Raw genomic sequence first — 18,669 nt, forward strand, 5'->3', positions numbered from 1 at the left:
CCTTGAAGGAGGTCTCGCCATGAGCGAGAGCAAGAAGTCACCGTCCAGCCCGCCCCCGCACACCGGCGCGCTCCTCACCAGCGAAGCGGCCCCCCGGGAAGGAGAGCGCCCCATGGGCCGTATGGATACGACCACCGTACGCCGGTCCTTCTGGTCCCGGCTCGCGCTCATCGGCCCCGCGTTCGTCGTCGGCGCCTGGCAGTTCGGCCCCGGCAACCTCGCCTCCGCCGTCCAGGCCGGGTCCGCCTACTCCTACACCCTCATCTGGGTCATCGCGGTCTCCACGATCCTCATGATCTGCTTCGCCGACATGGCCGTGCGCCTGGGCATCGCCACCCCCGTTTCCCTGATCACCTCCATCAAGGAACATCTCGGACGGCCCACCGGCTACCTCGCGGGCATCGGCGTCTTCCTCATCACCCTCATGTTCTCCGTCGGCAACGCCGTCGGTTCCGGGCTCGGCCTGTCCATGATCTTCGGCGGCTCCCCCGTGCTCTGGACCATCCTGTGCACCGTTGCGGTGGGCTTCATCCTGCTCTTCAAAAACGTCTACGCCATCATCGAAAAGGTCCTCGTTGCCATCGTCGCGCTCATGGCCGTCGGCTTCGTCTCCAGCGCCTTCGTCTCCCGCCCCGACTGGGTCCAGTCCGTCGAAGGCCTCGCACCGCAGATCCCCGCCGGCAGCGAAATCCTCATCGTGGCCCTGGTCGGCACCAACTTCTCCATCAACGCCGCCTTCTACAACGCCTACGGCACCAAGGAACGCCGCCGCACCCGCGCCGAATACCGCGACGTCACCCTCGTCGACACCGTTCCCGGCATCGTCGCCCCCGGCATCATGACCGCCCTGGTGATCGTCGTCGCCGCCGCCGTTTTGGGACGCACCGGCGGGGAAGCCGCCACCATCACCGGCCTCGCGGCGATCTTCGAGCCTCTTGCCGGGCCCGTCGGGTCGTTCCTCTTCGCCCTGGGCCTCTCCGGCGCCGCGTTCTCCTCCATGATTGCCAACGCCACCGCCGGGGGAACCATGCTCTCCGACGCCCTCGGCAAGGGAGCACGCTCCGGATCCCCCGTCGCCAAGACCGTCATGGCCGCCATCCTCGCCTTCGGCGTCACCATCACCCTGCTCTTTCAATCCTCCCCGGTGGGGCTGATCATCATCGCCCAATCCCTCACCGTGCTGGTCGCCCCGGTCCTGGGCATCCTGCTCCTGATCATGAGCAACCGCCGCTCCCTCATGGGAGACCTCCGCAACAAGTGGTGGCACAACCTCCTCGGAACCATTGGCCTCATCGCCATCCTCGCCACCTCTGTCCGGCTCATCACCTCCCTCCTCAGCTAGACAGGAACGAACCCCACACCACCCACAGGAGGTGGCGCCCGCACCCGTCGTGCGGACGCCACCTCCTTGACGTACCCCGACACGCATCCCGGCAAAGAAGCCCCTTCAACACACCACTCCCCCGGCCAGGAACCAAACACTGGAAACGCCGCCTGTCTGGATACCGGGATTTACGCGGTTACGGCCCGCAAAATGGCCTTCGCAGGAGCGCCGCAACCACTGCAGAGCATGTCTTGTAACGGGAGGGCAGTTTCAGAGGGTGGTCGCAACACCCACTTAACCCGGTGTTGTTGTGCCAGGAAATCGGCCACCTCTCCGATCCTCCTGAAGGTACGGCGCTCAAGGAGTGACACTGATCTGTTCGATTCAATTTCCGGGCATCAAGGTCATCGAAATCGAGGCTGCCGAGACGACGAAACTCAGGATGCAGATGCAGTAGATACCGAGGTTCCGGTCTCGTGGCGTGACGGACTTCTTGCGCGGCCACCACAGCAGGAACGCGATGAAAAGCATCAGCGGCGGAAACATCAACAAGGCCCACGGGTTAAGCAGTATCGCCAGACAGGCTGCAAACCCTGAGACCAGCAGCGCCACGGTGCAGAGGGTCTTGACCGCCTCACCCTGCCGATTCTGCGCCCTGCCATAGAGCCACCATCGACCGACCTGTAACAACACGGCCGCGCTTAATCCCCCTAACGCCGGAATCCAGAAGCGCTCAGCCGGCGGACTCGAGGCACCGTCTGAGGACAGCCAGGGAAAGACGAGTTTGACGGCGCCCGCCATCAGGCCAAAGGCCACAGGGCCCAAGAACGTTATCCAGAAGGTGGCGCGTCGCTCTTGCGCGCTGCTCTGTTCTTCCACGGTCGAACCCTAGCGGAACGTGCTTAGTCACGATCGAGCATCCGCATGCTTTCACTCGCGTCTTACTGCAGACATGCAACGCGAATGCTCATAACTCCAGACATGAGACTCCTCTGACATATGCAGGACCGAATCGCTGGACCCGCGCTTGTCTCGCAACGGGAGGGATGCAAGACGCCCTTGTCGAGACACTCTCCATAGAGTGTGAATCGCGTTCAGCCTTGTGTACCAGCATGGCCCGAAGTCCAAGCTTTCGGCGCCCTAAACCATGCTTCCAACCGGCAGCATCCTGCCGGTGAAGGATGTAGCGATCCGCTTGAAGATGGCGCGAGAGGAAATTGGCAGTATATTGCCGTCCCCCTTTACGGGCAGGATGGATGCGGTTAGAGACTGAAGCGGCAAGATCTTGCCGGGACGGGGTGCGGTGTGGGCGATGTCGAGGAGCTGGGAGGGCGTATTCGGGCCGCCCGGAAGGAGGAGGGACTGACCCAGTAGGACCTGGCCGACCTGGCCGGAATTTTCGAGCGGACAGTCCGGGCCATCGAGACCGGAACCGGCAACCCCGCCCTGGCGGCCGTGGCCGCGGCGGCCAACGTGCTCGGCCTGCACCTGGTGGCCGAATGAGCCCCGACCTGCAGCGGCTGCGGTTCGTGGCCGCGGCCGACGTGTACAAGGCCGGCCGGCTGGCCGGCCGCATCGAACGCGTCGGGGGCGGGACGGCCTTCACCTACGGCGGGACCTATTTGGCCGGCGGCGGCCAGCGGGTGGCCAGCACCCTGCCGGTGTCCCCGGAGCCCGTCGTGTCCCCGGCCGGGGCCCTGCCGCCGTTCTTTGCCGGTCTCCTGCCCGAAGGTCACCGTCTGAGCGTGCTTAAGGACGCGGTCAAGACCAGCCTGGACGACAAGCTCTCCCTGCTGCTGGCCGTCGGTGCCGACGCGCCCGGGGACGTGCAGGTCGTACCCGCCGGCGAGATCCCGCTCGAGCCCGAGCCGCTGGCCGATGCCACCGACCCCTCGTGCCTGGACTTCGGCGACCTGGCCCAGGCGGTGGACCTGCACGCCCTGCCGGGGGTGCAGGACAAGGCCAGCGCCTCCATGCTTAGCGCACCGGTGTCCCTGCGTGGGCACCGGTACATCCTGAAACTGGATCCGCCCCGGCATCGGCACCTGGTCCAGAACGAGGCCGCGCACCTGCTCGCGGCCAAGGTACTGAAGATCCCGGTAGCCAAAGCCGCCCTGGTCACCGACCACAACGGGCTGCATGGCCTGCTGGTGGAACGCTTCGACCGCCTTTGGGACGGTACCGAATGGCTGCGCCTGCCGCTGGAGGACGCCGCGCAGGTGATGGGCATCCCGCCCGCGGCCAAGTACACCGTGGACTCCGAAGCCGTGGTGAACGCCCTGGCCGCGGCCAGCAAGGCTCCGGCCGTTGCCGCACGCAACCTGTACCTGCAGTTCGTCTTCGCCTGGCTGACCGGCAACGGTGACCTGCACGCCAAGAACGTCTCCGTCCTCGGCGGCCGCCCCGCAGGACCGGTCATCGCCCCGGTGCACGACGTGCCCTGCACCCTGCTCTACGGCGACGACACCCTGGCCCTGCCCGTGGACGGGAAACTGAAGAACCTCCGGGCCCGCCACTGGGCAGCCTTCGCCCACAGCATTGGACTGCCCCAACGCGCCGCACTGGCCGCCAACATACTGGCCCTGAAAGCCGCCGCCTTCATAGACCTCACGGCGTTGCCACTCACCGGCTCCCCTCTGAGCGGGACCGAACGCGAACTGCGCTTCCGCCGCACCCAACTTGAGCCCTGACCCGGACGCTTCCCGTGCATCCGGAAGCCCCAAATGCGACGCCCACAGGCCCAGGCCCCGGGAGAATTCCACTCCAAGCCCTTTCTCGCAACCAATCCCTGGGAAGCGTCCTCGGCTGACTCCGAGGAACACCAAAAGGAGGGCACCGAACACGACGCGTTTGGTGCCCTCTCAGATGGTTTCGATACCTTGCCCCGTGCCCGCAGGTGCACGGCAAAAGCCCACCCGCTCCGCTGCTTTTCCCGCACACAGGTGGACACCGGGACCCATCCGAACGGCGCCGCGGCTATCCGATGTCCGTTTGCGGCGCCGGCCCGCCATACAGCGGCCACGGTAGATCATCGCCGCCGCATAGGACGGAGCTTCCGGACTACCGGCCCACGAGCCCGTGGACACCAGGCATGCAGTCGCCGGCCCTCCGGTTGCAGGGCTCAGCTGATGAGGATCTGGGTGGCTTCCTCTTTGAGCTTGGCGTGGGCCCAGTGCATTTGGCGCAGCGTGTCGGGGTGGCAGCGCTGGGCGACGTCGAGCAGGTCGGTGTGCTTGATGCCCTGGGCTGCCTGACCGAGGAGGTCCCAGTCGGCGGAGACGCCGGCGGCTTTCATGTAGATCTCGCGCAGGTCGCGCAACAGCAACAGGGCCGCGTGGGAGCGCCGGCCCAGCAGTTCCGCCCCCTTTTCGCGGATCCTTTCCGCCCAGGCGCTTTCGCTCTCCGGTTCCGGGTCCAGGTCCAGGCCGTAGTTCCGTCCGATCTCGGCGATCTGGCGAATGTGCCGGTGGGACCAGCCGGCCAGGTCGCGGCCAAGGTGGTAAATCTCGTGGTCGGCCTTGTGCCGCTCGGAGACCTGGAGCAGTTCCTGCGCCAGGTCGTTCTCGGCCCGGTGCAGCTCCTCCAGCGCGAGTCCGATCTTCATGCCTCACCTCCAGTGACGGAAAAGTCCTCGTCGGCCTCCGAGCCGGGACTTCCGTGGGTGCTCCAGCCGATCGGAGAGACCGGAGCGGAAGCGGTGTTGGTCGGGGCCTTCGAGGGGCCCTCGCCTCCGGAGACTTTCCGGATCCGAGCCGCGGCGGTCTTGAAGAGGGGCTGCTTGGAAGCGGCATCCCAATCGGTGATGGTCAGCTCGTTGGCGGCCCGGCCGGCGCCGTCGGGCTCGTGGCCGGCCGGGGTGTCCCAGTAGCCGTAGTGGAAGGGCAGGAAGAGCACGCCGTCGCGGATGCCGCTGACGCGCACCTGCGCCCGCACCTTGCCGCGCGGGGTGGTGACCTCGGCGAGGTCTCCTTCGGCCAGGGCGTAGGTGCCGGCGTCGGCGGCGGACATTTCGACCCACACCTCCGGGGCGGCGGCCTGCAGCTGCAGTGCCCGGCCCGTCTTGGTGCGCGTGTGGAACTGGTAGAGGGTGCGCCCGGTGGTGAGTTGGAACGGGAAGTCCTCGCTGGGCAGCTCGTGCGGGGGCACGTATTCGGCGGCCCTGATGATGGCCCGGCCTTCCGGGTTCAGGGCCTTGTACTCCGGCGCTTGCATCGGGGCCCCCGTGACCAGGTCCCGACCGTAGCTTTCGCAATAGTCCGGCGCGCTCCAGAACTTCCCGTCCACGTAGAGCCGTTCGGTGCCGTCGGGGTTGTCCTCGTTGCAGGGCCACTGGATGCCGGACCCGCCGCGCAGCTTGGCGTAGCTGAGGCCGGTGTAGTCGCACGGCCGCCCGCGGGTGCATTCCTTCCACGCTTCGAACGCGGACTCGGCGTCGTGCCACTTCACCAGCGGTTGCCCGTCCTTGTCTTTCAGGTCCATCCGGCGGGCGTAGTCCAGGAAGATGTCCAGGTCTGCCCTGGCCTGCCCGGGCGGCTCGACGGCCTTTTCGGACAGGTGCACGGTCCGGTCCACGTTGGTGAACGTTCCGGTCTTTTCGCCCCAGGTCGCCGCCGGGAGAACGACGTCGGCCAGCTGCGCGGTCTCGGACAGGAAGATGTCCTGCACCACCAGGAACAAACGTTCCTGGGACAGGATCGAGCGGACCCGTCCCAGCTCGGGCAGGGACACGGCCGGGTTGGTGCCGTTGACCCAGAGCATCCGGATCGATCCTTCCTCGGCGTAGCGCATCATCTGCATCACGTGGGTGGGCGGGGACATGTGCGGGATGGACATCGGGTCCACGTTCCAGACCCGGGCCAGGTCCTGCACGTGCGCGTCGTTGGACCAGTTGCGGAAGGCCGGCAGGTCCCCGTCCCCTCCGGCCTCCCGGGTGTTCTGCGCGGTGGGCTGGCCGTTCATCTGCAGGATCCCGCACCCGGGCTTGCCGAGCATGCCGCGCACGATGTTGATGTTGTTGACCTGCACCGCGGCCGCGGTGGCCTGGTTGGACTGGTAGAAGCCCTGCAGGACGGTGGAGAGCAGGCGTTCGGCGCCGCCAATGAGGCGCGCGGCCTCCCGGATCCGGTCCGCGGGCACGTCGCAGATCGTGGCCACGGTCTCCGGCGGGTAGTCCTTGACCTGCTGCACCAGGTCCTCGAACCCCACGGTGTGGGCCTCGATGTAGCCGTGATCGACCCAGTCGTTGGCGATGATCTCGTGGAGCAGCCCGTTCATCAGGGCCACGTTCGTGCCCGGGCGCGGTGCCAGGTGCACCGTCGCGGCCCTGGCCACCGGGGTGGCGCGGGGATCAACGCAGATAATTGCCGGCGGATTCGGACCCGCCAGCCGGTCCAGGATCCGCGCCCAGAGGACGGTCTGGGTTTCGGCCATGTTGTGCCCGTAGAGGGCGATCACGTCCGCGTGGTCGACGTCCGTGTAGGACCCGGGCTGGCCGTCGCAGGCAAAGGATTCCTTCAGGGCCGCAGCCGCGGTCGCCGTGCAGAGCCGTGTGTTCCCGTCGACGTGGTTGGTCCCCAACCCACCGTGGGCGAGGATGCCGAGCGTGTAGTACTCCTCGGCGAAGAGTTGGCCGGTGGTGTAGAAGCCGATGGCGCTGGCGCCCTGCTCGGCCAGCAGTTCCCGGGTCCTGCCGGCCACCCGGTCCATGGCAGTGTCCCAGTCCGTCTCCACCAGTTTCCCGCCCTCGCGGATCAGCGGTACGGTCAGCCGGTCCGGGGAGGAATTGGCCTGCCACCCGTACAGGTCCTTCGGGCCCAGGCGCCCGCGGTTGACCCGGTCGACGGCGCGGCCACGCACCCCGGCGATCCGTCCGTCCTTGACCGCGATGTCCAGCGCGTCCCCGTTGGAGTGCAGGATCGAGGCCGTCTGCACCCACCGGTCCACCTCCCCAGGATCCAAGCCGTCCTCAAGGTGCGTGTCCACCCGCACGGGCCACTGCCCGCCCGCCGGGTAGGGGGTGCGTGTTCCCCACGGTTGAGCGATTCGGTCCGTGCGCTTCATCCTCGGCTCCCTCCCACAAGTGGCATCGGCGGCAGCCGAGCGGCTCCGCGACCGGTCCACACCGACATTACGGAGACCGCCGGGAGCGGACAACCCGTCCCCGCGGAACCGGTGCCAGGACGAAGCCATACCGGCATCGAATGCGCGCCGCTATCGCGTGCGGCACCGGTGATCGTGCACCGAAGCCGTCCCCGCGCACCTCCCCGGCAGCACCGGACCCGGTGCTGCCGGGGACATCACTTGTCATGCCCGGATGGGGCCGGTTTAGTGCCAAGGAGGATGTTCAGTGTCCATCCGAGCAGGGTGACCAAAACGACCGCCCCCGCCATCGAAGCCATCTGCACAGGCGTGCTCAGGATGCCCAGACTCACGATGAGGGTCGTTGCGCCCGCAGGTGGATGGGGCATCCTGATCCAAGTCAACACGAACGTAGTCAATGCCACGGACAGGGCCCCGGCCGCAAGGTGCGCCGGGGCCAAGCCGCCGACGGGAGCCGCCGGTACGTTCTGCAGACCGAAGACATACAGGCACAGCGCCCCGGCCATCAGCGCCACCGCATGGCCGACGAGTGCGTTGGCAGGCCGCGAGGCCTGCTGAGCCGGAGACTCAAAAAACAGCATCACCGTGGGACCCAGGCTGGGAAAAGCCACGGCAGGTGGGTCAGCAGCCCCACCGCCCCGCTGGCAGCCAGCACGGCCAAACACAGCACGGCCGCATACATGCCAGATCCCAAGCTTCCCCCAGCCGCAGCCAGCCGCTGCCACAACGGTTCTCGCACCATCCCTCCGCCCTCCGTCCGCAATGACATGGCATAGCCTCGCGCTTGCAAGCAGGTCCCGAGCGCCACCGGACAACAGAACCCAAGCCAAACGCGATCTGCAAGGGTTCAGCCTTCCAAACCGCCCCTGGCAAGGTGGCCCGGAGGCAGGGACCGGGACCGGATGGTTGGCCGGCGGGAGCATCAGGACTCGTCCGTTTTCCTGAGGAAGAATGCACCGACCGTGCCGGCGAGGGCCGCGAAAACGGCGACGGAATAGATGGCCAGCAGGACCTGGACGATGCGTGAGAAAGTGCCGGCACCGGTGATTCCATTGCCGATGACAGCCGCCATGGACGACAGGGACTGGGCATAGGAGGCATGCTCCCGGCGGCATACAGGAACTGGCTCGAGACCAGAACCACGATGGCGCTGACGGCACTGACGGCACTGAGCCACCCGAGCCTGCGGGCCCCGCTTTCCCGGCTCAGGCTTCGCAACCGATCCCTTCGGGCACCCACAACCGAATGGACGGCACCGCAGAGGCCTAGAGTGGTGCACAAGCCGCACCCCCTTAGGGTCCCTGGAGTATGGGCCGGCGGGGGCGGCCCCGTGCAGGTTGTATCCGATTCCGAGGAGGACCGATGGAGATCGAGGATTCGATGATTCGCCGCGAGCAGGTCAGGGTCGCCGGCACCGACCTGTCCTACCTGGCCGCAGGGGACCCTTCCGCGCCACCACTGCTGCTGTTGCACGGGACCTTTTGGAGCAGGGTGTGGCAGCCCGTCCTGCCCCAGCTCGCGACGGCACGGGCGTGCGTGGCCCTGGATTTGCCCGGATTCGGGCGCAGCGAGGGCGAACTCGACGCCGGGACCGCGACCGTCCCGGCACTGGCGGCGGTCGTCCTGGAGGCGGCCGACCTTCTGGGATGGGAGACGTTCGACCTGGCCGGGCACGACATTGGTGGCGGCATCGCGCAGCATATCGCCGCCCACAGCGGACGGGTCGACAAACTCATCCTCATGAACTCGGTCATGTTCGATTCGTGGCCGGTTCCCGCGGTCGCCCGGTTCCGCGACCCGCAGCTGCGTGCCATCACCTCGCCCGAGGAACTGCTCCAAGCACGGATGAAGACCATGCAACTGACCGTGGACCGCGAACTGAGCGATGAGGAGATCGCCGACTACACCTCGCCGTGGCGGAGCCCTGCCCGCTGCCGGTCATGGATGGCGATGGCCGCGGCCGCCGATGCGCACTACACCCTGGACCTGGTCCCGGCCCTGCGCACAGCGGCCCTCCCCACCCGGCTGATCTGGGGTCGGGATGACGAGTTCCAGAAGATCGAGTACGCGCACCGTTACGTGCGCGAGATCCCCGGCAGCGACCTGGTCGAGGTCACCGGCAAGCACATTCCCACCGAGGACTCCCCCGACGCCGTCGCCACGGCCATGCTCGAACACCTCGCGTCCTGAAACGGAGGACCGGTGGGCGGCACAGGACACAGCGGGGCGCGGAGCCGGCTGCAGCACGCGGAAAGCCTCGCCGCCCGCTTGGACCGGCCCATGGGCCTGCTCGGGGTCCTCTTCCTGCTGGTGGTCCTGGGCCAGCTGCTGGTCCGCGACCCCGGATGGACCCGGGCCTTTACGGTGGCGGGCTGGGTGTTCTGGGTCGTGTTCGTCGCCGAGTTCCTCCTGCGCGCCTACGTGGCCCGGTTCCAGGCCGCGTTTTGGAAAAGGAACTGGTGGCAGGCCGTGTTCCTGCTCGTTCCGTTCCTGCGCTTCTTCCGCGCCCTGCAAATCCTGCGCCTGGTACGGCTCGGACGCCTGGCGCGGTTCGGCGGCATCCTCTCCGCCGGGGTCCGGGGGTCCCGCTCGGCCGGACGGCTGCTCTCCAACCGGATCGGCTGGCTGGCCGCCACAACGGCCGTCGTGATCCTGACCTCCAGCCAACTGCTCTACGCCGCGGGCTCCCACACCGACTACACGGCCGCCCTGCACGAGGCGGCCATGGCCACGATCACCGGCAGCGGCATCACCAGCCAGGATGCGTTCTCGAAGGTCCTGCAGATCGTGCTGGCCGTCTACTCGGTCGCCGTGTTCGCCACCCTCGCCGGTTCCCTCGGCGCCTACTTCCTGCGAGAAAAGCCACCACCCCCGCCCCACACCACCGCACTGCACACTCCCGCCCCACCCCCAAGACCGGCCCCAGACGACTCGGAGGACGCCCAGTGGAGATCGAACTGAACGCCGCCCAGAGCGTGGGGATTGCCGCCGTCCCGGCGCTCGTGCTGACGGGGCTGCACCTGGCCGCTCCGCGCATCCGTTCCCTGCCGCTGGTGCCCGAACACTATCTGGGTTCCTTTGCCGGGGGCCTGGCGGTCGCCTACGTCTTCCTGCACCTGCTACCGGAAATCGCTGCCGGCAACGAGGCCATCGGCGAGGCCCTCACCGACATCCTGGAACCGACGCCGCTGCTGGAGCTGGCCATCTTTTTCGTGGCGCTGGCTGGCTTCACCGTGTTCTACGGGCTCGAACGCCTGGCCGCCGCCCACGGCGAACGGGACCGGCCGGCCGGCGGCCGCCCGAACGGTGATGCGCCGGTGGACGCGTCCGGTCCTGCCGGGGTGTATTGGCTGCATTTGGGCTCATTCATGGTCTACAACGGGCTCATCACCTACACCATGGCCCTGCGCGTGCGCACCGGGCTGCTGTTCGCCCTCTTGTTCACGGTGGCCATGGGCCTGCACTTCGTGCTCACCGACCGGTCCCTTCAGGAACACTACCCGCGCCGGTTCGGCCGTCACGGGCGGGTCCTGCTCGCCGCCTCCCTCATTGTCGGCTGGGCGCTGTCCGTGGCCTTCGCCCCGACCAGCACGTTGTTGGTCGCCCTGCTGACCGCCCTGCTCGGCGGATCGGTGCTGCTGAACGTCTTCAAGGAAGAAGTCCCCACCAACCGCACCTCCAGTTTCGGATGGTTTGCCGTGGGCCTGGTGCTCTACTCCCTCCTGCTCGCACTCGTCACCGCAGTCTCCGAATAGTTTCCCCGGGGAACGCTGTGAGTCCGGGACACGAGCTGCCTGGACCTCGAGCGTCGAGGCAGGGTCGGCACCTGCCCAAAAGCGCATAGTGCGCGGCTGGTGTTCAGGGTGTTCTGCCGCGTCCAACGGACCGTTCGCCAAGGTTATCTCCTGCATCTGACCGCGTGCCGCTGTGGAGGTAGGAGGAGAGGGGCCGGACCTTCACCTGTTCGGGACACCGGAGTAGGGTCGGCTGCGGGGATCCCCGCCCCGGGGCCCTTCGGAAAAAGACCGCCCAGAACGAAGGAGAGACCGATGACTCACCACGTGACCTCGATGCTGGAGACCCATCCGAGGGGTGTGGACGCGCTGGATAAGGAAAAGCTTGCCGCGTGCATTGCCGCATGTTTCGAGTGCGCCGCCACCTGCACCGCCTGCGCTGACGCCTGCCTGGGCGAAGACATGGTCGCCGACCTGGTCAGGTGCATCCGCCTGAACGCCGACTGCGCCGACGTGTGCGCCGCAACCGGCGCGGTCCTGTCCCGGCAAACGGAGCGGAACTTGGATCTCACCCGCGCGATCGTGGAAGCTTGCCGGAGAGCGTGCAAGGCCTGCGGCGACGAATGCGCCACCCACGGTGACATGCATGAACACTGCCGCATCTGTGCCGACGCCTGCAGGCGCTGTGAGCAGGCCTGCACTGACCTGCTGTCCTCCCTCGGCTAGTCCATTCCATGCTGGCGGGACCGGAAACCTTTGGGATTCCAGGTCCCGCCCGCTGCACGCAGCTACGGGGACCGGGGATCCTTTGCGCTGAACGTTTCCAGCGAAAGAGCACTGACAGGTTTTCCCTTCCCCAGCGTCTATGCCGCCACCAAGATCGTGATTATCCGGTGTCGGCAGGCGCTGCACGAAACCTCGATGCATGTCGCGACCGCCTACACGGGATGACCGCCGCCGGCATGATGAGCACTTCCGCCGCCGGGGAGGACCTGGGCTTTGGCTGCCGCCGTGTGAAGAACGTCGTCGCCGAGATCCTTACCGGCCTGAAAGACGATGAGCACGAAATCAACACCGCACTGGCTGCGCCGGAAAACGCAAGTGCTCAACGCCCGGGATCGGTTGGTGGTCGATGCGGACCTGGTCCTGCTCCTGGCGGCAATGGAGGGAGCCGCCCGTAGCCGCCGCAGTATCTGAACCCCCGCAGTACCAGCCGTGAGAACAGGAGCTGACTTGCCGTGATTGACTCCCCCGATGTGATCGTTTTCGACGTCAACGGAACGCTTTCCGACATGGGACCGTTGGCCGGAGCGTTCATCGAGTCCGGAGCGCCCGGGCATCTGGCCACCCAGTGGTTCGCTACCGTCCTGCGTGACGGGTTCGCCGTTACGGCCGCAGGCGGCAGCGCGCCTTTCGCGCAGATTGCCCAGGACAACCTGAGCCGTTTGCTGACAGAACACGGCGTCCCCTCCGTGGCAGACGGAACCGGGCGCATCATGGAAGCCCTGCGCAACCTCGGCGTGCACCCCGACGTGCCCTCCGGCGTGGAGGCGCTGGCCGGGGCGGCGCAGCTGGTCACCCTGAGCAACGGCTCAGCCCAGGTCGCCCAGACACTGCTGGAAACGGGCGGACTCCTTCGGCATTTCACCCGGTTGCTCAGTGTCGAGGACGCGCCGGGCTGGAAACCTGCCCGGTCCGCCTACGCATACGCGGCCGTCGAGTGCGGCGTTGCGCCTTCCCGGATGCTCCTGGTCGCCGTGCACCCGTGGGACATCCACGGAGCCCATGCCGCCGGGCTGAGAACAGCATGGCTGAACCGTTCCGGCGCCGCCTACCCGGGCTACTTCACCAGCCCTGACATCGAAATTCCGGACCTGCCGGCGCTGGCAAGGCAGCTGGCGACTCCCCGTCCCTAAACCACAAGGAGTACGGGAGGAAGCGCCAGGGACGAAACATGGCTCCGGGCCATACCCGCAACGCCCGAGGACAGGGCTGCGGCGCGCCAACGCCCACTCGACCTCCTCGGGGGTGGCTGCCCTCGCCACGTTCCAGGGTCATCAATCCCTTCCGACAACCCAACTGGCTACTCGTACTCCACCGGCGGTCTGACCCCAACCACCCCCGGACACCATCTGCGACAGCAGGCCTCGTGCCTGCGGTCCACCACCACGTCGTAACGGAACTCGTCGGGACAGGACCTCGGCATCTGTTCTCCTCCGGTCCAGGCCGGAAATCAGTGGTCTTGAGCCGTCAGGCATCTCCAAAGAGACGTTCTTCGACTGCCGGAGGAATCGCCCCGTCCGACCATCCGCCACCGGTATTCCGGGTCCAGATCCGAAGGCTCCTGACCGCCAGAAAGGACCCGGAACGGTCAATATGTCCACAAATTTGAATTTCTGACAAAACCCAGTGGCGCACATCACATACGCCATGTAGGGTAAAACGCGTGATTGGGGCAGGCTCGATGAGGACGCTCCGGTCCAAACGACAACGCAGCCGTCCAGCAACGTAGCTAGGCGGCCGGGACACCCACAAGAAACGGGTTGGACGAAGGGATGCCGTTCCTGACGCAGACGCTCCTGCAGGTTGGCAGGTGAGCGGTCCACAGGGACCCGCAGACCGGCCAACGCGCAGGAGGAACTATGGAACCGCCCGCCGTGCCCGTCGCAAAGTCCGCCGGTCACCCCGGCGGGCTTTGCCGTGCCGACCCGGCTATGGGCAGCAACTATGAACCTGGGCCGGCCGGGGTCTGAACCGTTCATCCGGGACCAGGGCGCCTGAGCCAACAGTCGACCACCCCACCCCCGAAAGCAAGTCTCGCAGCCGGAGGGATGCAAGACGATTTTGTCGAGACAGGTGCGACCATGGCGACTTTGGACGCTTTGTGGGGTGTTCCATGGTCGCTCTGTGCCTTTGGTTGCCGATGACAAGAATGGGTTTGGAACCGGTAAGGCCGGCGCACACCGCCGTCGAACGGTCCCGGTCCAAGCGGCTCCCGGCCAGTGAACAGGCACTAGTTGATGATGATCAGGTCGGACAAAGCTGCATGCGGGTGAATGACCGAGTTGACCTCCAGACCGTTGATGCGCCCATCTTCATGCCAGAGCAGCACCCCGAGGGCACCCGTCCCCTCCTGGACGTCGAAGAAAAGCGGGCACTCCGTGTTCGCGGGCAGTCTCGGGACATCCACCGCGACGTCAATCTCGAAGCACTCCTGGCAGTGTTCTGACGGCTCGGTCGTGCAGGAGGCGAACTGGGCCTCCAGCACGGAGGCCAGGTCACCGGCGTGCTCGGCGATTTGGCGCAGGATGGTCCGCTGGGGACCCGTAGGTGGCTCCATGCCTCCACCCTAGCCAGATGAATCCGCGGCCGGGCGGCCGCGGAGGCACCCCGTCTACGGCGCCCGGCGTTCTCCCCGGGTGCGTTTCCGGGCCTCCCAAAGGTGCAGAAGCAGCCCGCCAAACGCGAGTGCCGCGTAACAACCGAGGACGTCCTTCAAGGCGTCCCCAAAGGAAACCGTCCAGCCCAGCAGGGAATCCACAACGACCAGAACGACGGCGGTCAACGGGGCCGCGACGGCAAAGGTCATCACAATGGCTACTGCCACAATGGCCTTGTCTTTCACTCCGATACCTTCCTGAAAGGCCGCCCCATGCGCCGATCCTATCGGGAGGCGGTTCGAAGGGACTTAGGCCCGCTGCCCATGCCGGGACCCTTTCGGTGGCAGGGGGCCGGCAAGCTCAAGGACCGCGCGGGTGTAATCGTCGGAGAAGTCGACCCGCGTGAGGTGCTTGAACTTGAATTTGGTCATGAACCCGTCCCAGGTCATGGCTCGTCGAAACCGGACAACCTGCCGGTTGGGGTATCGATCCCACCCGAACCCCGGATCTCGTCCCAAGACTTTTCAGTGACGGCGTCCGCAATGGCTTTCATGGTCGCCAGAACCATCAAGGCGTTGAACGCGGAGCGGGCCTCCACGTCCGGTTCCTGCACCCGCCGCAGTCCGAACAATCCGCCCCGGCCATCGGTCTCCTCGAAGAAGGTCTCCCCTCCATAGACAGACCGTCCGTCGGGAAACCCGGCAGAAAACCGGATGTCGTCCGACGCCCACTCGGCAGCTTCGATCGCGACGCCGTTGACCACGATCCTCGCAATGTCCGCGCCCTCGCCGCCAAACGCCGAGGGATCGCGGCTGAAGGTCACACCACCGGCAAAGGTCCCGAGCTCGGCAAAGAGGGTACGCCACTGCTCGGCTGCCCGAAGGGTGGCATCAAGCAGGGCAGGGTTCAAGAAATCTGTCACACGCTGATTCTGCCCGCTTTACCCGTGGACTGGACCGTGGCCCCTCCGGAATCCCGAAGGGGCGTTGGGAGCGCGGGCGCCGTCCGGACGCCGGAACAAGGCCCGAGCTCCTGCCTCCTTTCCCGTAAGGGCCCGGTGTGCGGACAAGATATGGTTGCTGACATGGGGAATCTCAAAGCGGTTCGGTTTGGTTCGGCTCTTGCGGGTTTTGGTCTCCTACTCCTTCTGGGCGCATTCGTTGGGATGCGGTTGATGATGCATGTGGATGCCGGCAGGACAAGCAGCCAACTGACGCACCTGCTAATCGTCGCTTCGGTGGTGATGCTCCCCGCCCTCGTACTGGCGGTTATGACCGTGTGGCCCGTCTGGTCTCTGGAGAAGTCCGGTCCCGCCACCAAATACCAGCTTCCTGCGGTCCTGGCCTTTTTCTGGTTCGTCGTCTCCTTCAGCGTCACAACCGTGACGGGTCTCTAGCTCCGCTCGGATCCAGCGTGATCGCTCCGTTGGATTGTCGGGGAGTGCTTGTATTGGGAGGCCGGAGGCTGGCTCCCAACGGCGGGTCTCCGCTGCGTTTCGCTGAAGGGAGAGGATTCCCGGGTGATGTTTTCCTACCCCTGTTGGATTCGGTTCCAAGGACGGACGCTGGGTCTGGTTTGGCAATCCGAGGACGGGACAGGGGATTCGGACGAGGACACGGACCGCGTTCTAACGCACAGCGGAAGAATCGTGTCCGCAAGCACTGTGGAGGCACTTTCAGCCTTGGCTGACCGGCATGGGCTTGGCCTGCAAAGCGCCTTTGATCTGGAATACAGCATTGACACTCCCCAAGACCTGGACGGGTTAGAGGCACTGCTTGAACTACCGGTATCGGATGGCACATGCGCTGAGCTGCTGAACGCCTGGAACCTGTTCGCAGACATTGCCCGCAGCGTCGGCGCCACTCTCGATGATCGCGGCCCGAAGGCCTCCAAGTGCTACGACAAGATCTTTTATGGCAACAACCTGGAATGCATCACGCCGGCCGGCGAGCATTACAGTCCTGACTTCAGCGCGTCCGAGCGCCAGCTGATGACGGAGATCCTCGATCGCGGCCGGACCATCCTGGCCAACCATCTCCAGGTTGATCCCGAAAGGGAGCATGCCCCCGATCAACCTCACCGGAACTAGTGAAGTGGAAGAATTCTTGGGAGCGTTGCCGTTGATGGCCCTCATTGTGGGGTTGATCGCGACTGTCTGGCTGCTCATGGCCAGCCGCTACGATCCCCAAGAGGGAAAGGTAGAGATCGGGGCGATCTTCTACGCATACTCCGTTCTTCTGGCGTTCCCCGCATTCGCCGCATGGCAGCTGGCCCTGATGTTGGGCTGGGACCCGCTGCTGCTCACGGCAACGTGGATGGCCACGGGCAGCCTCAGCTTCTTCGCCGCAACCGCAGGGCATCCCTCCCGGTTTGTCCGTTTCGTGGACGCCCAAGTCTCAATGGGCAGCCGGTTCCCGTGGGACCCGGATTACCAGGAATGGGCAGAACCACGGAACAAGCTGGCCAAGTACTTTTGGCGCTGGCTCCTGGTCCTGCCTGTGGCAGGGGCAGCACCCCTGGCGGTCGGATATGCCACAGGAACCGGCACCGGCGGGGGGTTCCTGGGATGAGGACACTGGTCCGGCGCCTGACCAGCTGGCAATCGCTGCTGCTCAGCACGGCCCTGACCCTGCCTGCCCTCGCCATGTCCTTCTGGATTCCCGGGCTCCGCACGGCCGCGGCCACGGCGTCGTACGCCCTGGCGTTCATGCACTTCTGTGGGTCCACATGGCTGTGGCGGGCCTACACGTACGGCAACGCCGATTACGACTCCCCCAACGTCTGGGTTCCCGGAGGACTGTCCAAGAGCATGTTCCTGCTGGCCGGCTTCATCATCCTTCTCGGTGCGTCCCTGGCCATCACCATCACGGACATCGAGCAGGGCTGCCCCTCGGCACTGACCTCCGGGCTGGGGTTGTTCTCCCCCTGAGGAACCGGCCGTTCCACTCCTATTCACCGGGCCTACATGTGCCTCCGACAATTGCGCGACGGGCAGCGCGCACAGTCTTACTTCTCCCACACACTGGTGAACCTGTTCCGCAGCCGGTCCAGCCACGAGGCCGCTTCCGGAATCTCCCGGCGCCATCCCGGGCGATTGATGAACCGCTCCACATCCGCCAGCGCAGCCTCATACTCGGCACGGTCAAAGACCACCACCTGCGGCATGAGCACTGTCGGATCGTTGGACTCGGGCTCCTCGTCATCTTCGTCGTCATCTTCGTCGTCCCCGGCCCAGTGCGGCTGCCGCCACACAACCGTGTCCGCGTCCCTGTCCACGTAAACCGCAAGGTTCCCGCAGTCCAGATCACCGCACGCCCGGCAGACCGCTATCTCCAACTCCCCCTCCAGAAGCCTTTCGTCGCGGTCACCGCACACCCCGCGATACTCAGCCAGCCACCCGCGAGCCGAGCTATGCACGAAGCGGCGGGCGAACGGAGAAACACCCCACTGTTTTTGCGGGTCAACGATGTCGATGACCGCGCGCCCATCGATCACCAGATCCACGGCCTGGTCGGAGGGGTTCCAGCGCGCCGCGATCGAAGCCGTGGGGATACGCCGGGTGTTCATTCCGCCAGTGTGCCACAGCCCAACCAGGCTTGTTCACCGCCTAAAGCGCCACGTCTTTCGGCGGTGAAGCGGGCGGAAGGATCTACCCTACGGCTAGGGAATCACCCAGTGGTTCCGGCCGAGGCGCCATTCCAGGCCGTCCACCTCGATCACCAGAACCGGCACCGTGCCCCGGCGGAACAGCCGCCGTTTCTGTTCGATACGGCCCTCTCCTTGGAGGTAGGCGCGCATGACCAGGCAGAGCCGTCGCAACTCCTCTGCCTTCTCCTGCTCCACGTCGTCGTAGTCGAAGACGGTGGTGGTCTGGACGTCCAGCTCAGGAATGAAGGCGTCCACCCACTCGTAGCTGGCACGAATGAGGGCCGTACGACCCGGGTCGAGCCGAGCGCTCACGCGGACTCGGGGTAGCTGAGGACCCTCGCTGGAGGGCGCGTCCTCCACGATGAAGTTCCCGTCGAACACCTCGGCGACGACCCGGTGGAGCATGGCTTTGATGTCGATGGTCACGACGACGGTCTCCCAGCCGCTTCCAGTCCTGGAATGAAGGCCAGCGGCGAAACGATCA

Annotated in this window: 23 protein-coding genes; 12 read left to right on the forward strand and 11 right to left on the reverse strand. The window is 66.1% G+C overall.

Annotated features, from left to right (window positions below):
- The first annotated feature begins 19 nt into the window (after positions 1 to 19).
- Entirely contained in the window at positions 20 to 1,342 is a 1,323-nt protein-coding gene (locus NCCP_RS12185; protein ID WP_149957564.1) for an Nramp family divalent metal transporter, read from the forward strand.
- A 366-nt stretch (positions 1,343 to 1,708) separates the two neighbouring features.
- Here the strand turns inward: NCCP_RS12185 and NCCP_RS12190 are convergent, their stop codons facing one another.
- A complete protein-coding gene (locus NCCP_RS12190; RefSeq protein WP_149957565.1) occupies positions 1,709 to 2,203 on the reverse strand; it encodes a hypothetical protein in 495 nt (164 codons plus the stop codon).
- A 507-nt stretch (positions 2,204 to 2,710) separates the two neighbouring features.
- Between NCCP_RS12190 and NCCP_RS15530 the strand changes: the two genes are divergently transcribed.
- Positions 2,711 to 2,827 (forward strand): hypothetical protein, encoded by a 117-nt coding sequence (locus tag NCCP_RS15530; protein ID WP_308655509.1) that lies wholly within the window; start codon positions 2,711 to 2,713, stop codon positions 2,825 to 2,827.
- Positions 2,824 to 4,014 (forward strand): type II toxin-antitoxin system HipA family toxin, encoded by a 1,191-nt coding sequence (locus tag NCCP_RS12200; RefSeq protein ID WP_149957566.1) that lies wholly within the window; start codon positions 2,824 to 2,826, stop codon positions 4,012 to 4,014. The genes NCCP_RS15530 and NCCP_RS12200 overlap by 4 nt, the downstream gene beginning before the upstream one ends.
- Before the next feature lie 431 nt (positions 4,015 to 4,445).
- Here NCCP_RS12200 and NCCP_RS12205 read toward each other — a convergent pair whose 3' ends face one another.
- From NCCP_RS12205 to NCCP_RS15040, 4 genes are all read right to left on the reverse strand, one after another.
- Positions 4,446 to 4,928 carry a hypothetical protein gene (locus NCCP_RS12205; RefSeq protein ID WP_149957567.1) on the reverse strand — a complete coding sequence of 161 codons (483 nt, stop codon included), beginning with the start codon at positions 4,926 to 4,928 and terminating at the stop codon, positions 4,446 to 4,448.
- Positions 4,925 to 7,384, reverse strand: a complete 2,460-nt coding sequence (locus NCCP_RS12210) for a molybdopterin oxidoreductase family protein (protein ID WP_149957568.1) — start codon at positions 7,382 to 7,384, stop codon at positions 4,925 to 4,927. The genes NCCP_RS12205 and NCCP_RS12210 overlap by 4 nt, the downstream gene beginning before the upstream one ends.
- A gap of 236 nt (positions 7,385 to 7,620) precedes the next feature.
- Entirely contained in the window at positions 7,621 to 8,034 is a 414-nt protein-coding gene (locus NCCP_RS12215) for an HPP family protein (protein WP_216364715.1), read from the reverse strand.
- A gap of 311 nt (positions 8,035 to 8,345) precedes the next feature.
- Complete coding sequence (locus NCCP_RS15040) at positions 8,346 to 8,495, reverse strand: hypothetical protein (protein WP_172627391.1); 150 nt, start codon at positions 8,493 to 8,495, stop codon at positions 8,346 to 8,348.
- A 290-nt stretch (positions 8,496 to 8,785) separates the two neighbouring features.
- Here NCCP_RS15040 and NCCP_RS12220 point away from each other — a divergent pair, with 290 nt between their 5' ends.
- The 5 genes from NCCP_RS12220 to NCCP_RS12240 all read left to right on the forward strand — a co-directional run bounded on the left by NCCP_RS12220 (position 8,786) and on the right by NCCP_RS12240 (position 13,073).
- Positions 8,786 to 9,613: an alpha/beta fold hydrolase gene (locus NCCP_RS12220; protein WP_216364716.1), complete on the forward strand. Its 828-nt coding sequence runs from the start codon at positions 8,786 to 8,788 to the stop codon at positions 9,611 to 9,613.
- Between the two features lie 12 nt (positions 9,614 to 9,625).
- Positions 9,626 to 10,384, forward strand: coding sequence for a hypothetical protein (locus tag NCCP_RS12225; protein ID WP_225873820.1), 759 nt, complete (start codon positions 9,626 to 9,628; stop codon positions 10,382 to 10,384).
- Positions 10,369 to 11,178: a hypothetical protein gene (locus NCCP_RS12230; RefSeq protein WP_149957569.1), complete on the forward strand. Its 810-nt coding sequence runs from the start codon at positions 10,369 to 10,371 to the stop codon at positions 11,176 to 11,178. The genes NCCP_RS12225 and NCCP_RS12230 overlap by 16 nt, the downstream gene beginning before the upstream one ends.
- Positions 11,179 to 11,472: 294 nt before the next feature.
- Positions 11,473 to 11,883, forward strand: coding sequence for a four-helix bundle copper-binding protein (locus NCCP_RS12235; protein ID WP_149957570.1), 411 nt, complete (start codon positions 11,473 to 11,475; stop codon positions 11,881 to 11,883).
- Positions 11,884 to 12,395: 512 nt separating this feature from the next.
- Positions 12,396 to 13,073: a haloacid dehalogenase type II gene (locus tag NCCP_RS12240; RefSeq protein ID WP_225873821.1), complete on the forward strand. Its 678-nt coding sequence runs from the start codon at positions 12,396 to 12,398 to the stop codon at positions 13,071 to 13,073.
- A 1,097-nt stretch (positions 13,074 to 14,170) separates the two neighbouring features.
- Here NCCP_RS12240 and NCCP_RS12245 read toward each other — a convergent pair.
- The 4 genes from NCCP_RS12245 to NCCP_RS12255 all read right to left on the reverse strand — a co-directional run bounded on the left by NCCP_RS12245 (position 14,171) and on the right by NCCP_RS12255 (position 15,459).
- Positions 14,171 to 14,497, reverse strand: coding sequence for a hypothetical protein (locus NCCP_RS12245; protein ID WP_149957571.1), 327 nt, complete (start codon positions 14,495 to 14,497; stop codon positions 14,171 to 14,173).
- A gap of 54 nt (positions 14,498 to 14,551) precedes the next feature.
- The gene (locus tag NCCP_RS12250; protein WP_149957572.1) at positions 14,552 to 14,782 is read right to left on the reverse strand and encodes a hypothetical protein; all 231 of its coding nucleotides are present in this window, start codon (positions 14,780 to 14,782) and stop codon (positions 14,552 to 14,554) included.
- A gap of 63 nt (positions 14,783 to 14,845) precedes the next feature.
- Entirely contained in the window at positions 14,846 to 14,968 is a 123-nt protein-coding gene (locus tag NCCP_RS15475; protein ID WP_263970142.1) for a hypothetical protein, read from the reverse strand.
- A 14-nt stretch (positions 14,969 to 14,982) separates the two neighbouring features.
- Positions 14,983 to 15,459, reverse strand: coding sequence for a hypothetical protein (locus tag NCCP_RS12255; protein ID WP_149957573.1), 477 nt, complete (start codon positions 15,457 to 15,459; stop codon positions 14,983 to 14,985).
- Between the two features lie 252 nt (positions 15,460 to 15,711).
- Between NCCP_RS12255 and NCCP_RS12260 the strand changes: the two genes are divergently transcribed.
- From NCCP_RS12260 to NCCP_RS12275, 4 genes are all read left to right on the forward strand, one after another.
- Positions 15,712 to 15,933 (forward strand): hypothetical protein, encoded by a 222-nt coding sequence (locus NCCP_RS12260; protein ID WP_149957574.1) that lies wholly within the window; start codon positions 15,712 to 15,714, stop codon positions 15,931 to 15,933.
- A gap of 252 nt (positions 15,934 to 16,185) precedes the next feature.
- The gene (locus NCCP_RS12265) at positions 16,186 to 16,626 is read left to right on the forward strand and encodes a hypothetical protein (protein ID WP_149957575.1); all 441 of its coding nucleotides are present in this window, start codon (positions 16,186 to 16,188) and stop codon (positions 16,624 to 16,626) included.
- Positions 16,598 to 17,107: a hypothetical protein gene (locus NCCP_RS12270; RefSeq protein WP_149957576.1), complete on the forward strand. Its 510-nt coding sequence runs from the start codon at positions 16,598 to 16,600 to the stop codon at positions 17,105 to 17,107. The genes NCCP_RS12265 and NCCP_RS12270 overlap by 29 nt, the downstream gene beginning before the upstream one ends.
- Positions 17,104 to 17,466, forward strand: coding sequence for a hypothetical protein (locus NCCP_RS12275; protein WP_149957577.1), 363 nt, complete (start codon positions 17,104 to 17,106; stop codon positions 17,464 to 17,466). Before NCCP_RS12270 ends, NCCP_RS12275 begins: the two co-directional genes overlap by 4 nt.
- 77 nt (positions 17,467 to 17,543) lie before the next feature.
- Here the strand turns inward: NCCP_RS12275 and NCCP_RS12280 are convergent, their stop codons facing one another.
- The gene (locus NCCP_RS12280; RefSeq protein WP_149957578.1) at positions 17,544 to 18,104 is read right to left on the reverse strand and encodes a hypothetical protein; all 561 of its coding nucleotides are present in this window, start codon (positions 18,102 to 18,104) and stop codon (positions 17,544 to 17,546) included.
- A gap of 93 nt (positions 18,105 to 18,197) precedes the next feature.
- Positions 18,198 to 18,611 (reverse strand): hypothetical protein, encoded by a 414-nt coding sequence (locus NCCP_RS12285; RefSeq protein ID WP_149957579.1) that lies wholly within the window; start codon positions 18,609 to 18,611, stop codon positions 18,198 to 18,200.
- Between the last annotated feature and the right edge of the window lie 58 nt (positions 18,612 to 18,669).

This window comes from Zafaria cholistanensis (assembly GCF_008580665.1).
GTDB lineage: Bacteria > Actinomycetota > Actinomycetes > Actinomycetales > Micrococcaceae > Zafaria > Zafaria cholistanensis.

What these genes read in the sequence shown, in the direction of transcription:
- NCCP_RS12185 (WP_149957564.1), top strand. Translation starts at nt 20, where the DNA reads ATGAGCGAGAGCAAGAAGTCACCGTCCAGCCCGCCCCCGCACACCGGC.
- NCCP_RS12200 (WP_149957566.1), top strand. Translation starts at nt 2,824, where the DNA reads ATGAGCCCCGACCTGCAGCGGCTGCGGTTCGTGGCCGCGGCCGACGTG.
- NCCP_RS12205 (WP_149957567.1), bottom strand. Translation starts at nt 4,928, where the DNA reads ATGAAGATCGGACTCGCGCTGGAGGAGCTGCACCGGGCCGAGAACGAC.
- NCCP_RS12210 (WP_149957568.1), bottom strand. Translation starts at nt 7,384, where the DNA reads ATGAAGCGCACGGACCGAATCGCTCAACCGTGGGGAACACGCACCCCC.
- NCCP_RS15040 (WP_172627391.1), bottom strand. Translation starts at nt 8,495, where the DNA reads ATGGCGGCTGTCATCGGCAATGGAATCACCGGTGCCGGCACTTTCTCA.
- NCCP_RS12220 (WP_216364716.1), top strand. Translation starts at nt 8,786, where the DNA reads ATGGAGATCGAGGATTCGATGATTCGCCGCGAGCAGGTCAGGGTCGCC.
- NCCP_RS12235 (WP_149957570.1), top strand. Translation starts at nt 11,473, where the DNA reads ATGACTCACCACGTGACCTCGATGCTGGAGACCCATCCGAGGGGTGTG.
- NCCP_RS12245 (WP_149957571.1), bottom strand. Translation starts at nt 14,497, where the DNA reads ATGGAGCCACCTACGGGTCCCCAGCGGACCATCCTGCGCCAAATCGCC.
- NCCP_RS15475 (WP_263970142.1), bottom strand. Translation starts at nt 14,968, where the DNA reads ATGACCAAATTCAAGTTCAAGCACCTCACGCGGGTCGACTTCTCCGAC.
- NCCP_RS12260 (WP_149957574.1), top strand. Translation starts at nt 15,712, where the DNA reads ATGATGCATGTGGATGCCGGCAGGACAAGCAGCCAACTGACGCACCTG.
- NCCP_RS12270 (WP_149957576.1), top strand. Translation starts at nt 16,598, where the DNA reads ATGCCCCCGATCAACCTCACCGGAACTAGTGAAGTGGAAGAATTCTTG.
- NCCP_RS12275 (WP_149957577.1), top strand. Translation starts at nt 17,104, where the DNA reads ATGAGGACACTGGTCCGGCGCCTGACCAGCTGGCAATCGCTGCTGCTC.
- NCCP_RS12280 (WP_149957578.1), bottom strand. Translation starts at nt 18,104, where the DNA reads ATGAACACCCGGCGTATCCCCACGGCTTCGATCGCGGCGCGCTGGAAC.